General features: G+C 62.2%; 12 protein-coding genes. 4 read left to right on the top strand and 8 right to left on the bottom strand.

Going from position 1 to position 14,887, the window contains the following annotated elements; all coding sequences use genetic code 11:
• Together BTH42_RS25970 and BTH42_RS25965 are read right to left on the bottom strand one after the other, a co-directional pair.
• Positions 1-1,428, bottom strand: coding sequence for an LTA synthase family protein (locus BTH42_RS25970; protein ID WP_083654917.1), 1,428 nt, complete (start codon positions 1,426-1,428; stop codon positions 1-3).
• 106 nt (positions 1,429-1,534) lie between these two features.
• Positions 1,535-2,320 carry an SDR family oxidoreductase gene (locus BTH42_RS25965; RefSeq protein ID WP_075304041.1) on the bottom strand — a complete coding sequence of 262 codons (786 nt, stop codon included), beginning with the start codon at positions 2,318-2,320 and terminating at the stop codon, positions 1,535-1,537.
• Between the two features lie 225 nt (positions 2,321-2,545).
• On the opposite strand from BTH42_RS25965, the gene BTH42_RS35015 reads away from it, so the two are divergent.
• The gene (locus BTH42_RS35015; protein WP_143752209.1) at positions 2,546-3,052 is read left to right on the top strand and encodes a hypothetical protein; all 507 of its coding nucleotides are present in this window, start codon (positions 2,546-2,548) and stop codon (positions 3,050-3,052) included.
• Here BTH42_RS35015 and BTH42_RS25960 read toward each other — a convergent pair.
• From BTH42_RS25960 to BTH42_RS25935, 6 genes are all read right to left on the bottom strand, one after another.
• A complete protein-coding gene (locus BTH42_RS25960; RefSeq protein ID WP_075304040.1) occupies positions 3,049-3,399 on the bottom strand; it encodes a hypothetical protein in 351 nt (116 codons plus the stop codon). The genes BTH42_RS35015 and BTH42_RS25960 overlap by 4 nt on opposite strands.
• A 235-nt stretch (positions 3,400-3,634) precedes the next feature.
• The gene (gene cyoD / locus BTH42_RS25955) at positions 3,635-3,976 is read right to left on the bottom strand and encodes a cytochrome o ubiquinol oxidase subunit IV (protein ID WP_075304039.1); all 342 of its coding nucleotides are present in this window, start codon (positions 3,974-3,976) and stop codon (positions 3,635-3,637) included.
• Positions 3,977-4,588 carry a cytochrome o ubiquinol oxidase subunit III gene (gene cyoC, locus BTH42_RS25950; RefSeq protein ID WP_075304038.1) on the bottom strand — a complete coding sequence of 204 codons (612 nt, stop codon included), beginning with the start codon at positions 4,586-4,588 and terminating at the stop codon, positions 3,977-3,979.
• A complete protein-coding gene (cyoB, locus tag BTH42_RS25945) occupies positions 4,588-6,603 on the bottom strand; it encodes a cytochrome o ubiquinol oxidase subunit I (RefSeq protein ID WP_075304037.1) in 2,016 nt (671 codons plus the stop codon). Before cyoB ends, cyoC begins: the two co-directional genes overlap by 1 nt.
• Positions 6,604-6,606: 3 nt before the next feature.
• A complete protein-coding gene (gene cyoA, locus BTH42_RS25940) occupies positions 6,607-7,500 on the bottom strand; it encodes a ubiquinol oxidase subunit II (RefSeq protein ID WP_075304036.1) in 894 nt (297 codons plus the stop codon).
• 391 nt (positions 7,501-7,891) lie between these two features.
• Entirely contained in the window at positions 7,892-9,451 is a 1,560-nt protein-coding gene (locus BTH42_RS25935; RefSeq protein WP_075304035.1) for a NuoM family protein, read from the bottom strand.
• Positions 9,452-10,135: 684 nt separating this feature from the next.
• On the opposite strand from BTH42_RS25935, the gene BTH42_RS25930 reads away from it, so the two are divergent.
• The 3 genes from BTH42_RS25930 to BTH42_RS25920 all read left to right on the top strand — a co-directional run bounded on the left by BTH42_RS25930 (position 10,136) and on the right by BTH42_RS25920 (position 14,698).
• A complete protein-coding gene (locus BTH42_RS25930; RefSeq protein WP_075304034.1) occupies positions 10,136-10,873 on the top strand; it encodes an ABC transporter ATP-binding protein in 738 nt (245 codons plus the stop codon).
• On the top strand, positions 10,863-13,442 hold the full coding sequence (locus BTH42_RS25925; protein WP_075304033.1) for an FtsX-like permease family protein: 2,580 nt from the start codon (positions 10,863-10,865) through the stop codon (positions 13,440-13,442). Before BTH42_RS25930 ends, BTH42_RS25925 begins: the two co-directional genes overlap by 11 nt.
• Before the next feature lie 143 nt (positions 13,443-13,585).
• Positions 13,586-14,698: a lipocalin-like domain-containing protein gene (locus tag BTH42_RS25920; protein ID WP_075304104.1), complete on the top strand. Its 1,113-nt coding sequence runs from the start codon at positions 13,586-13,588 to the stop codon at positions 14,696-14,698.
• Positions 14,699-14,887: the final 189 nt, after the last annotated feature.

Genomic DNA, 14,887 nt, shown 5'->3' with positions numbered 1-14,887 from the left:
TCATGCCGGCATCTGCTGCAACTTGTTTCGCGAATCGGTTCCGACACGTTCCGCGGGCGTCATCGCGCGCTGTATCGTGGAACCGAGAGTCTCGACGCTCACATCCCGGCGCGTGCCGATGTCGCTGCCGAAATTGCGCCAAATAAAGTAGTCGCTGCGCGTCGGTTCCGTTTCGAGCGCGTCGAATACGGAAGACATGGCAGGAACGTGATCACCATAAAAACACAGGACGGTCGGCCGCTTGCGCTCGCGCAGATAAGCGGTCAACTTGCCGATCATCGCGTCCGCGTTTTCCACGTGCCGCAGATACGCGGTCAGATCGTGCCAGCGCGCGTCGTCTCCCAGCGTGTGCCGCGTCGCGGCTTCGCCGTGGGACACCGTCTCCAGATGCAAAGGCCCGTGATTCTCCATCGTGATCGCGAACGCGAACAGCGGTTTGTCATCACGGGTTTGCAGGAGAGCGATGAGTTTGTCCGCCACCGCCAGATCGCCGACGTAGGGCCCCACGCGAGCCGCGGCGTCGAAGTCCGCGATGTCCAGAAAGCGGTCGAAATGCATGTGCGCGAACGCGCGGCGACGGCCGAAGAAGTTCGCGTAGTACGGGTGCACCGCCACCGTCCGATAGCCGCCGCGGCTGAAATAACCCGCCAGCGACGCGCACGCCCGGCGCACGAACATATACGGATAAAAGCGCGCGTAACCGAGCGCGGCGGACGTCAGGCCGGTGAGCATCGCGAATTCGCTGCGCATCGTATTGGCACCCCAGGCCGGCACCGCCAGCTCGCCCTGCTCGAACGACTCGCGCCGTGCGCGATCGAAATGCGTATAAGGCGCGCCGCACACACCTCCGCCGAGCCGGCGAGCGTCGAAATACGACTCGCTCTGAATCACGATGACGTCCGGCTGAACGTCCGGACGACCCGACGAAAACGGGCCGGCAGCCGCCGCGCGAGCAAACGCGTGCCGTTGCGCGCGGCTCAAACCGTTGACCAGATAAGCCGTGAACGCAGCGAAGAAACCGAACCGGACTTGATCCGCAAAAGGCTGCAGCGTGAGCGGCAGGCGCCGCGCCAGCGCGATGCACACCGGCAGACAGATCAACGCAACGACGGCCGCGACACCTCGGTGCGCGAGTACCGTGGGTGGTTCGGCAATGAACGCGCCAACCGCGGCGGCAATGCCGGCGAGTACGAGGACGAGTTTTCCGAAACCGAGAAACGGCAAATACAGACGCGGGTGCGAGAAAACCTGGCTGAAGAGACTCAGGTCGCTGAAGACCAGCGGTTCGCGCAGTGACGCATATTTGGCATTGCCGACGACGGCGAGCACTCCAATCAGCACGAGCACGACGCCCGTCGAAAATAACGGCCGGCCCGTCAGCGCGATGCACCCCGCCGTCACGACGGCGAGCGCCACCAGATGCAACATCAGTGCAACGGGCGGCCGACGCAGCGACGATCTCGTGACGGAGATCGCCTCGACGGCAAAGGAGCATGCGACCAGCGCGGCCGCGATTGTCAAACCGGGCAGCACTTCACATATTCCGACGAGGGATCTGAAACAGGAAACCAAGGATTGCGTCCGCGACGGTCGCGGGCAACAAACGCAGCAACTTGAGACCGAGGGTCAAACTGAACGGAAACGCAATTTCCACGCGGCGCCGATGCAGGCGCGTCTTGATGAACAGCGCGGCTTTTTCGGCGCTCCACATGAACGGCTTGTTGCCGGGAAAAACGTCGCTCATCGCGGTTCGCACGAAACCGGGCATCACGACTGAAATGCCGATATGGTCGCGGGCGAGAACCGGACGCACGGAATCGCAGTACGCCACGAGCGCGGCTTTGCTCACGCAGTAGGCCGGCGAGATTGCCATCCCTCTCAAGCCGGCGAGCGAACTAACGATTGCAATCTGGCCGCGCTGCCGGGCGCGCATGCGCTCGATGGCAGGCAGCACCGCATGCAAAGCACCGTAGAGATTGGTATTGACAACTTCGGCGGTACGAGCGGTGCCTTCCCAGTCGTCCATTGAGCGCAGCGTGCTGGCGACACCGGCATTGGCGATCAGCAGGTCGATCGGGTGTTGTGCGTCGAACTCGAAAATCCACGCCTGCAGTGCGGCCGCATCACGAACGTCCACGCAGCCAGTCACGACTTCAGCGCCGCGCGCGCGACACTCCGCGGCGACCGCGTCCAGACGTTCGGCGTTTCGCGCGATTAATCCCAGCGCGATGCCTGGAGCGCTATAACTTAAGGCCAGCGCGCGCCCGAGTCCGGCACTAGCGCCAGTGACAACGACTACACGCGGCCCATTTGTACTCACTGGCCCCTCGATTTCACGCGATGTTGTTTTTGCATGATCTGTAAATGGAGTTATCCGTTTTCATTTTGCAACAGCACGCTTTGTTTAAAACGCGCGAATTGACATCGCAAACATGCGGGATTAGGACATCTACTGCTACCGCCAGCATCGCTTTGCGCCAGCCAAAGCGATGAAGCTGCAGAGCTAACGCTTGCAGCGCCGATTCCTTCACGATCTCAGATCGAGATGGGGGAGCAAAAAATACCGCGCAACCCGACTAATACTGGGCCGGCGGACACACTGAAAGAGACGAAATGGCAGGCTGGTAGCGCGCCGGGCGCAATGATACCGCAAGAGAATTCTTTCAGGCCATTACAATTTAGGATTTTTCCCCAAGTCGCGCCTTTGCAACAGGTATCAATTACCAACTGTTACAGCAAATATCACGAGCATTGCGTGACGAACAAACGTTTTCGTGGTTACACACCGCTTGCAGGTCGCCTACACTTTCAATTCCCTATCTCCTTTTCCGCCCTTTTCTATTGCAAATCATTTAATTATCTGGCAGAGCCGCAACGAATTAACGTCGAAGTAATGGCTGATATTGTTGTTCATCTACAGCAGCGCGATCGATCCGGATTTGACAATGAATATAGCGGTCACACTGACTCGCACGCGCAATACACCGTGCTTTCACGAGTCGCTTTTGTTCGCGAGTCCCTTGCTCAAATCACCAACAGGGATGGCCGCTAAAATACCGGCAGTAACCCTTTGTAATCACGCATGACCATTGCGATCAACGTCGCGGACAACGCCGGCAGCACTACGTCCAATACCTTGTAAGCATCCCATTGCCACGGCAGCCACCCGATCGACCAGGTATAGGCATGCGATTCGAAAGCGAGCGACTCCTCGGCACCCAGGGTTTCGAACTCGCACTCGAGCTTCTTTCTCGACCAGTACCAGACGATCACGGCCAGCGCGCCAATCCGAAAGTTCAGCAATAGCCCGATCGGCACCTGAACCAGCAATCCCTCGAGGCAGTGAGACAGGGACATGCGCCACCTCGCCGCCGCGAACCAGTCGAGCAGAGCATTCATCGGAAAGTCCTCCTTGTATCAGCATCCGGCGGCCCAGATTTCATTGGCGTCAGTGTAGCCGCGTTGCCGGCCTCCCTGCCCCTTCACGCGTCGCAGTGAACCGACAATGCCACGCTCTGCACGAACGCTTGCAACCCGCGCACCACCAGCCCCGCCCCAAATACAAAAAGCCCCGCAAGGACCAAGTCCTTGCGGGGCTTTTTCTTTCAGACTGAAACGCTAACGCGCTCGAGTCTTATCGCGACATCATATGCATGCTGACGTTGTGCATGACCCACAACGTCCCGCCGATCACGATCAGCGCGGTCAGCGCGGTGAACGCAAACGCGGTCACGTTCCAGCGCTGCGACGACGACGTGTTCATGTGCAGGAAGAACACCAGATGCACGATGATCTGCACGAAGGCGAGACCGGCGATCGCGAACAGCGCGTTCGAGCCCGTCAGCGTGCCGGTCATCACGATCGCGAAGGCCGCGACGGTCAGAATCACCGACAGCACGAAACCGGCCATATAGCTGCCGAAGCTGCCGTGGCCTCCTTCCGAGTGCGCGCCGTGGGCGCTATGGCTATGGTCCATTTAGATCACGCTCGCAAGATAAACAAAGGTGAAAACGCCGATCCAGACGACGTCCAGAAAGTGCCAGAAAAGGCTCAGGCACGTCAGACGGATCATGTCGCGCTCGGTCAGATCGCGATGACGCATCACCTGCAGGGCCAGCACCACCATCCAGATCAGGCCGAACGTCACGTGCAGGCCGTGCGTGCCGACCAGCGTGAAGAACGACGACAGGAACGCGCTACGGCTCGGACCCGCGCCTTCGGCGATCATGTGCGAGAACTCGCGCATTTCCAGCACCAGGAACGCGAGGCCCAGCAGGAACGTCACGCCCAGCCAGCCGAGCAGCGCACCCTTGCGGTTCTTGTGCGCGCCGAGCATCGCGAAGCCGTACGTGATACTGGAGAGCAGCAGCATCGCCGTTTCCAGCGCGACGCCCGGGATCTCGAACAGATCCTTACCGCTCGGACCACCGGCGAACTGATGGCTCATCACCGCGAACACTGCGAACAGCGCCGCGAAGATGATGCAGTCGGTCATCAGGTACAGCCAGAAACCGAACACCGAGTGCGACGGCGGATGGTCCGCGTCGTGATGATGATGCGGTTCAACCGCAATAGTCTTCTGTAACATCAGTCAACCTCCAGCGCGACCTGCGCACCGTTACCGGCGCCGGTCCTGGCGGCAGCACCGCCGCTGCGTTTCTCTTCGATCAGCGCGACAGTGTCGGCCGGAATGTAGTAGCCCTCGTTCTTCTGGAAGCTGTAGACGATCACGGTGCCGATCGCGCCGACCAGGCCGACGATCGCAAGCCACCAGATGTGCCACACAGCCGCAAAACCGAACGCCAGCGAGAACAGACCCACGATCAGACCCGCGGACGTATTCGACGGCATATGAATGTCGCGATACGGCGGCACGACTTGCGGACCCTTGCGCGATTTCATTTCGGTGAACGCGTCGAGCGATTGCACCACCGGGATATGCGCGAAGTTATAGGACGGCGGCGGCGAGCTGGTCGCCCATTCCAGCGTATGACCGTCCCACGGATCGCCCGTGAGGTCGCGGTTTTCCTTCAGGTTGCGATCGCGGATGCTGACCACCAGCTGCAGCAGCTGGCAGGCAATACCGATTGCGATCAGCACCGCGCCGAACGCGGCGACCATCAGCCACGGATGCCATGCCGGATTGTCGTAGTGATTCAGACGACGGGTCATGCCCATGAAACCGAGCACGTACAGCGGCGTGAACGCAACCCAGAAGCCGATCTGCCAGAACCAGAACGATGCCTTGCCGAGCTTCTCGTTCAGCTTGAAGCCGAACGCCTTCGGGAACCAGTAGTTGAAGCCGGCCAGATAACCGAACAGCACGCCACCGATAATCACGTTGTGGAAGTGAGCGATCAGGAACAGGCTGTTGTGCAGCACGAAGTCCGCGCCCGGGATCGCCATCATCACGCCGGTCATACCGCCGATCGTGAAAGTGATGATGAAGCCGATGGTCCACAGAACCGGCGTCGTGAACTGCAGACGGCCCTTGTAGATCGTGAACAGCCAGTTGAACACTTTGACGCCGGTCGGGATCGAGATGATCATCGTCGCGATACCGAAGAACGCATTCACGTCAGCGCCCGAACCCATCGTGAAGAAGTGGTGCAGCCACACGAGGAACGACAGCACCATGATCGCGCAGGTCGCCCACACCATCGTCTTGTAGCCGAACAGCGGCTTCTTCGCGTAGGTCGCGACGACTTCCGAGAAAATACCGAACGCCGGCAGGATCAGGATGTACACCTCGGGGTGACCCCATGCCCAGATCAGGTTCAGGTACAGCATCGCGTTGCCGCCGGCATCGTTCGTGAAGAAGTGCATGCCGAGGTAACGGTCGAGGCCGAGCAGCGCGAGCGTGACGGTCAGGATCGGGAACGACGCCATGATCAGCACGTTCGTGCACAGCGCGGTCCACGTGAACACCGGCATCTTCATGAACGTCATGCCGGGCGCGCGCATCTTCACGATGGTCACGAAGAAGTTCACACCGGTCAGCAGCGTACCGATACCGGAGAGCTGCAAGCTCCACAGGTAATAGTCGACACCGACACCGGGGCTGAACTGCAGTTCGGACAGCGGCGGATACGCAAGCCAGCCGGTCTGCGCGAATTCACCGATCACCAGCGAAATGTTGATCAGGATCGCGCTGACCGCCGTCATCCAGAAGCTCAGCGAGTTGATGAACGGGAACGCGACGTCGCGCGCGCCGATCTGCAGCGGCACGATCAGGTTCATCAGACCGACCATGAACGCCATCGCCATGAAGAAAATCATGATGACGCCGTGCGCGGTGAAGATCTGGTCGTAGTGATGCGGCGGCAGGAAGCCGGGCGACAGGTACGACAGCGCCAGTTGCATACGCATCATGATCGCGTCGGCGAAGCCGCGCAGCAGCATGATGAAAGCAATGACGATGTACATCACGCCAATCTTCTTGTGGTCGACCGAGGTCAGCCATTCGGTCCACAAGTAGCGCCACTTACCGAAGTACGTGATGGCGCCGAGCACGGCCAGCGCGGCGAGGATCATCCCCGCGCCCGCCGTTACGATGATTGGCTCGTGATACGGGATCGCATCGAGCGTTAGTTTTCCGAACATGCGTTACCCCTTAGGCGCACAGTTAGCGTCCTGCATGTTGTCGAGGACGTTGCCGTTGTTGTAGCGGGCGATGATGTTGTTGAAGAGCTTCGGATCGACCGTCGAGAAGTAACGCACCGGATCCTTTTCGCTCGGCTCGGACACCGCGTGATAGCGGTCCATGTCGAGACGGTCCGACGAAGCGCGCACCTTCGCGACCCACGCGTTGAACTCTTCAGGCGAAGTGGCGAGCGTGCGGAACTTCATGTCCGAGAAGCCCTTGCCGCTGAAGTTCGCCGCGGTGCCCGCGAAGTCGCCGGCGTGATCGGCGATCAGGTGCAGGCGCGTTTGCATGCCCGCCATCGCGTAGATCTGGCCGCCGAGTTGCGGGATGAAGAACGAGTTCATCACCGTGTCCGACGTAATGCGGAAATTCACTGGCGTACCGACCGGGATCGCCAGTTGATTGACCGAAGCGATGCCCAGGTCCGGATAGATGAACAGCCACTTCCAGTCGAGCGCGACGACTTCGACGTTGATCGGCTTGACCTGCGACTCGAGCGGGCGATACGGATCGAGCTCATGAGTCGTCCGCCACGTCAGCACGGCGAGGAACAGAATGATCAAAGTCGGAATCGTCCAGACGACGACTTCAACCGCGGTGGAATGCGTCCACCCCGGCTGGTAGTCGGCGTTCCTGTTCGACGCGCGATAACGCCACGCGAAAAACAGGGTGAGCGCGATCACCGGCACCACCACAATCAGCATGGCCCACGTCGAAGTCGCGATCAGATCGCGCTCCGCCACGCCCACACTGCCCTTCGGATTCAAAATATCGAGGTTGCTGCAACCCGACAGCAGCAACAAGAGGCTGGCGGAAAGAACGCTTGCCGGCCTGGTCAGAGCCCTTGCTTTCATATTCCTTGCCTCGTTTTTTTGACTTCAACGAACGTCATTCGACGGCTCTCCATTAATAAGCGCTCGCATAATAGGGGTGCCCTGATTGTCAATAAACACTCGATTTAGCAACGATCTATTGCGTTGCGACATCGTGTGACACGTTGTCGCAATTCCCCACACACCTGATCCTGCAAGCGTCGTTTGCGACGCCTTGAAACAAAGCATCGAAAAGTTGACGCGTCGCAAAGCCCCCTCAAATAAGCCCTCGAAAACCGCTGGACAGCGTGCGGCTTTGATGACCTAACGCCTTTCGTTTTCAATCAAGGAGGCGATGCGGACGCGCAAAAGCGCAAGAGCGCCGCCGCATCCCGACGCGCGGATGCGACAGCGGCTCTTGCGCCTTGTTCTATTAACCCGGGTTTTGCGCGGCGGCGGCAGCCGGCGCCGGTGTCGGCGTCGCAGCTTGAAGATGCTCGTTGCCGTCCGGCGTCGCATCGCCCGGCAGCGCGGAGCGTTCCGACTGCGCGAGCAGCGTGCCGACCGACGGGTCGATCGCATCGGTGAACGGTTTCGGATTGATACCGATCGCGAGCACCAGCAGCGCCATCGCGCCGAGCAGCGCGAATTCGCGCTTGCCGAGGTCCTTCAGATTGGCGACGCGCGCATTGGCGATCGCGCCGAAAATCACGCGCTTGTACATCCACAGCGTGTAGGCCGCGCTCAGCACCAGCGTGCTCGCGGCGATCGCGCCGATCCAGAAGTTGAAACGGATCGCGCCCATCAGCACCATGAATTCGCCGACGAAACCCGAAGTGCCCGGCAAGCCGATATTGGCCATCGAGAACAGCATCACGAACGCGGCGAAGCGCGGCATCGTGTTCGCGACGCCGCCGAATTCGGCGATCGACGCGGTCTTGGTGCGGTCGTGCAGCATGCCGGTACACAGCAGCATCGCGCCCGACACCACGCCGTACGAGATCATCTGCACGATCGCGCCGGCCTGGCCGAAGCGGTTGAAGACGAACAGGCCGAGCGTGACGAGGCCCATGTGCGCAACCGTCGAATACGCGAGCAGACGGCGCATGTCGGTTTGCACGAGTGCGAGCAGGCTCGCGTAGATCACCGCGACGAGCGACAGCGTGATCATCATCGGCGCGAAGAAGTGGCTCGCTTGCGGCGCGATCGGCAGCGCGAAACGCAGCAGACCGTAGCCGCCGATCTTCAGCATACCGATCATCACCGCGGCACCGGTCGGGCCGTCGAGGTGGACGTCGGGCAGCCACGTGTGCAGCGGCCACATCGGCACCTTCACGCCGAACGCGGCGAGGAAGCCGAGGAAGATCAGCGCCTGCGGCACCATGCCGAGTTGCGCCTCGCGCCACACCGCGAGGTCGAAGCTGTGGGTCTGCGCGAACAGATAGAGCAGCGACATCAGCATCATCAGCGAGCCGAGCAGCGACACGAAGAAGAACTTCACCGCCGCATACGTACGGTTCTTGTGACCGTAGGTGCCGATCAGCAGATACAGCGGAATCAGCGTCGCTTCGAACGCGATGAAGAACATCATCCCGTCCAGCGACGTGAACACGCCCTGCATGAAACCGGACAGCATCAGGAACGCGCCGAAGTACTGCGCGGTGCGCTGCGTGACCGACTCCCACGACGCGATCACGATGATGATCGTGGTCAGCGCGGTCAGCGCGACGAGCCACAGCGAAATCCCGTCGATCCCCACATGCCAGGCGATGTCGAACGTCGGCGACCAGCGGACGTTCTCGACGAACTGCATCGAGGTCACGTCGTTACGGAAGTTCGCGACGAGCGGGATCACCGGCAGGAAACCCGCCACCGCGCCGATCAGCGCGAGCCAGCGCGTGCGGTTACGCGCGGCGTCGGAGCCGGCGCGCAGCACCACGAGTCCGGCGACGATGGGAATCCAGATGAGAAGACTTAGGAGAGGCAATGGCATGTGCTCTGTCAAACTTTGATGTACAAAACGCCGCCTCAGCGCCACTGAAAACAGCTGGCGCTGAAATGGATATGTAAGCTGGAGTTCGCTGAAATGGACATGTAAACGGGTTTTCCGCTACACGTTTACCCGCGGTCATCTAACCAAGGGTGGGAGATTACCAAGATAAGGATATTTTTGCATCGCAACAGCGCGAGAATCCGCGCCACAATTTATTGTTGTGACGCGCACCCTTGCAAAACGCATGAAAATGTGCGCTTGCACATTGTTACAGATCGCTTGCGGGCGCTAAATTTTTTGGCCGCAAAAGGCGCGTAGTTCGATGGATTTGACAACTTTTAAGCGTTTGCTTTTTCCGGGGACGGAACGGGTGGAATGGATCCTGCTCTCCTCGCCTGTTTGAGAACTGCGTATTCACCGTCCAGGACAAAATTCCGGGGCTCGCGCGATAAAAAATTTTTTGCGCGGCCCTCTAAATCTGCCCGTGAATATCCGCGCAGAGCTGCTTCCGCGGGACCTTACGAACCGTCTGGGTCACCCTGCCGTCACGCCATCCAAACTTCCATTTTCCTTACAAAAAGCGAAGGCGCTCGGTCGGTTTGCTGCGCGAATCCGCGCGACAAGGCACACTCGTTCCGTCCGGCCGACGCCCCTCGTCGGCCACCCTTTTCCGGATCTTCCCGCATGACGCTTCCCGCCGACGCCGCCGCTCCCGCACTCGAATGTCGCGGTCTCAGCAAGCGTTACGGCAGCGGCCGCATCGTGCTCGCGCAGCTCGACTTCACGCTCGCGGCGGGCGAGTTCGTCGCGATCATGGGCGACTCGGGAGTCGGCAAATCGACGCTGCTCAATCTGATCGCCGGACTCGACCGCGCCGATAGCGGCAGCGTGATGATCGACGGCTGCGCGGTCGAGCAACTCGACGACAACGCCGCGACGCGTCTGCGCCGGCAAAAGCTCGGCTTCGTGTTCCAGGCGTTTCACGTGCTGCCGCATCTGACGCTCGCGCAGAACGTCGCGCTGCCGCTGCTGCTCAATGACCTGCCGGGCGCCGCCGCGCTCGAGATGCTGGCGGCGGTCGGTCTGGGCGGACGCGGCGACGCTTTTCCGCGCGAACTGTCCGGCGGCGAGCTGCAGCGCGTAGCGATCGCGCGTGCGCTCGTGCATCGTCCGTCCCTGATCCTCGCCGACGAACCGACCGGCAATCTCGACCCCGCCACCGCGCACGACGTGCTAGCGCTGTTCCGCGCGCAAAGCAAGGCGACCGGCGCGGCGACGATCATGGTCACGCATTCGGAGGCGGCCGCCGCGGTGGCCGATCGCGTGTTGATCCTCAGCGACGGCGGCTTGCACGCGGCGCCCGCACGAGCCGTTGCCCACGTTGCGCATGCCGCCGCCCGCTCGAACGACGATGGCCGCTGAACTTCGCCCGCTGCCGCGCACGCCCGGACATCGCGTGCTCGCGCGTTGGCTGCTCGGCGCCGAATGGCGCAGTCATCGGGCACGCGCGCTGGTCGCCATCGCCACGATCGCGCTGGGCGTCGCGCTCGGTTATGCGGTGCAGTTGATCAACAGCGCGGCGTTCAACGAATTCTCGGCGGCCACCCGCAGCTTGTCCGGTCAGGCCGACTTGCAGATACGCGGCGCCCAGCCCTTTATCGACGAGTCGATTTATCCACGGCTGGCGAATAGGCCCGGCGTCGCGCTGGCAAGTCCCGTGCTCACGTTCGATGTCACGGTGCCCGGGCAGCGCGACGCGCTGCCGGTGCTCGGCATCGACGTATTCAAGGCGAGTCGTATCACACCCGATCTGCTCGGCGTGCCGTCGCCGGACCAGCCGCTCGACACGCTATCGCCCGATGCGGTGTTTCTGTCGACCGCCGCGCAGCAATGGCTGAACGTCAAAACCGGAGATCGGCTAACGCTGCGCAGCGGGACCTCGAACGTGCAGTTGCGCATCGCGGGCGGACTCGGGCGTACGCGGCCGGGTCAGCGGCTCGCGGTGATGGATATCGCCGCCGCGCAATGGCGCTTCGGCAAAATCGGCAAGCTGTCGCGCGTCGACGTGCAGCTCGAACGCGGCATCGACCGGGAGCGCTTCAGGCGGGATCTGCAGGCGCGGCTCGGCAACGCGTGGGTTGTCGCCGAAACGCGCGACACCGAAAGCCGCACCGACCGCCTGTCGCGCGCGTATCGAATCAACATGAACGTGCTCGCGCTGGTCGCGCTGTTCACCGGCGCGTTCCTCGTGTTTTCGACGCAGGCGCTGAGTGTCGTGCGGCGTCGCTCGCAGTTCGCAATGCTGCGCGTGCTCGGCCTCACGCGTGCGCAGCTGTTGCGCCAGATTCTGCTGGAGGGTGCGTTGCTCGGGGTGCTCGGATCGCTGTGCGGACTCGTGCTCGGCTATGCGATGGCCAGCGGCGCGCTGCGCTTTTTCGGCAGCGATCTCGGCGGCGGCTATTTTCCCGGGGTGCAGCCGCGGGTCGGTTTCGAGCCGCTCGCGAGCGCGGTGTTTCTGTTGCTCGGCATCGCGGTGTCGGTGTTGGGCAGCATCGCGCCCGCAATCGATGCCGCGCGGGCCCGTCCGGCTGCGGCGCTCAAGGCCGGCGCCGAAGAAGGCGCACTGGCCCGGCTCGCGACGCCGTGGCCTGCGCTTGCCTGCCTGGCGATCGCCGGCGTTCTGACCCGGCTGCCGCCGTGGTTCGATACGCCGATTGCCGGTTATCTCGCGGTCGCGTTGCTGCTCGTCGGCGGCATCGCATTGATGCCGCGCGTGACCGCGCTGATCTTCGGCGCGACGAGCCGGGTGCGCGGCGCACGCGGCGGCGCCGGCGCGACGGGCACGCTGGCGATCGCGCGTCTCGCGAATGCGCCGGGGCAGGCATCGATCGCAATGGGCGGTGTGCTGTCGAGCTTCGCGCTGATCGTCGCGATGGCGATCATGGTGGCGAGCTTTCGCGTGTCCGTCGATGCGTGGGTCACGCATCTGCTGTCCGCGGATCTGTATGTGCGGGTAGCGTCCGGTGGCAATAGCAGCGACAGCGGCGGCTTGCAGCCCGGCGAACAGAAGCGGATCGCGGCAGTGGCCGGCATCAGAAGCGCCGCGTTTGCGCGCATCACCCATCTGACGCTCGATCCGGCACGACCGGACGTTGCGCTGCTTGCGCGCGAAATCGACGCGGCCGATCCCGGCGCGAATCTGCAGATGACCGGCGCGGTACTGTCGCCTGCCGCGCTTCACGCCGGCGAAATACCTGTTTGGGTCTCCGAAGCAATGGTCGATCTGTATGGATACCGGTTGGGTCAACGCGTACGGTTGCCGCTCGGCGCGCCTGGCCAGGTGTTCGTCGTAGCCGGTGTCTGGCGCGATTACGCGCGCCAGAGCGGCGCAATCCAGATGCGGCTTGCCGACTACCGGCGCTTGACCGGCGACACCACCGCCACCGATGTCGCCGTGACAGTCGCGCAAGGTACGCGCGTCGAACGCGTGATCGACGGGTTGCGGGCGCTGCCATTTGGCGCGTCGCTGGAGTTGTCGCAACCGGGTGACATCCGCGCGCGTACGCTGGTGATCTTCGATCGCAGCTTCGCGGTCACGTATCTGCTCGAGGCGGTGGCCATCGTGATCGGATTATTCGGCGTCGCCGCGACGTTTTCCGCGCAAACGCTCGCACGCGCCCGCGAGTTCGGGATGCTGCGCCACGTCGGTGTGACACGCATCCAGATCCTTGCGATTCTCGCGTCGGAAGGCGGCCTGCTCACCGCTTGCGGCATTGCACTCGGCTTCGCGCTCGGTTTCGCGATCAGCCTGATCCTCGTATTCGTCGTCAATCCGCAGTCGTTTCATTGGAGCATGTCGCTGCATGTGCCGTGGCTCGTGCTCGGCACGGTCGCGCTCGTGATGCTGATTCTGTCGTGCTCGACCGCGGTGGTCGCTGGACGCGGCGCGGTGTCGGTGGATGCGGTGCGCGCGGTGAAGGAGGATTGGTGATGCGCACGAAGATGTGCCGTTTGGCGGTGGATGTGCGGGACGCTCTATTCGGAGTACCGAGTACTGCTGCCCGCAGGAGCAGCGGTTCGATGCATCGCTCGCGTTACTCTCATCTTCCCCGCTTGCTGTATGTCGCTGCTGCCGTGGCGTCTACCGTCGCATTTACCGGCGTTTTTCCCGCCTTTGCCGCTGGCGGCGATGCACCCGCTTCCGCCCCGGCCGCCTTCGCCGCGGTCACGCCCGATCATCCGCTCAGCTTTCCCGCAGACACCGGCGCACACCCGGCTTTTCGCACCGAATGGTGGTATGCGACCGGCTGGCTCAACACGCCCGACAACCAGCCGCTCGGCTTTCAGATCACGTTCTTCCGTTCCGCGACGGGCCACGACACAGCCGATCCGAGCGCGTTTGCACCATCGCAACTGATCATCGCGCATGCGGCGTTGAGCGATCCGGCGATCGGACACCTAGTTCACGATCAGCGTATCGCTCGCGAGGGTTTCGGGCTCGCGTACGCGAAGCCCGCCAATACCGACGTCAAGCTCGACGGCTGGAAAATGACCCGCGCCGCGGATGGCCATTACGACGTCACTGTCGATGCGACCGGCTTCTCGTTGCATCTCGCGTTGACGCCGACGCAGGCACCGCTGCTTCAGGGCGAACGCGGTTACTCGCGCAAAGGACCGCGGCCGGAGCAGGCCAGCTATTACTACAGCGAGCCGCAATTGCGCGTGACCGGCAGCGTCGTACGGCCGGCGGTATCGCGCAACACGTCGCAGCACGCTACGACGGTGACAGGCACGGCATGGCTGGATCACGAATGGTCGAGCACCTACCTCGCCACCGATGCGGTTGGCTGGGATTGGGTGGGCGCCAATCTGAAGGACGGCGCGGCGCTGATGGCATTCAAGATGCGTCGCCGCGACGGCGGCGCTATCTGGGCGCACGCGACGCTTCGCCAGGCCGACGGGCGGATCACGAACTTCGCCCCCGATCAGGTCGACTTCACGCCTGTTCGCACGTGGCGCTCGCCGCGCACGGGCGCATCGTATCCCGTGTCGATGACGGTCAGGACCGGTGCGCTGACATGGCAACTCGATCCGCTGATGGACGATCAGGAACTCGATTCACGACAATCGACCGGTGCTGTGTATTGGGAAGGTGCGGCGCGAGTTAGCCGTGCAAATGCGGAGGTCGGGCACGCGTATCTGGAACTGACGGGCTACGCGGACGCGTTGCGGATGGGAAGGCAGTGACGACAGGAACCGCGACCGGTTCGCGTACCGTACCGTACGCAGTGGCCTTTTTCCGCTCGTAAACGCCAGAACCCCGGCACTCTTTCGGAGACACCGGGGTTCTGGACGTACTGCATAAGAAGCCTGACGATTACCTACTTTCACACGGGCAATCCGCACTATCATCGGCGTAGAGTCGTTTCACGGTCC

It is taken from the genome of Burkholderia sp. SRS-W-2-2016, assembly GCF_001931485.1.
Taxonomy (GTDB): Bacteria; Pseudomonadota; Gammaproteobacteria; order Burkholderiales; family Burkholderiaceae; genus Paraburkholderia.
The sequence above is the reverse complement of the archived record's forward strand: the minus strand, read 5'-3'. Positions and strand labels throughout refer to the sequence as shown.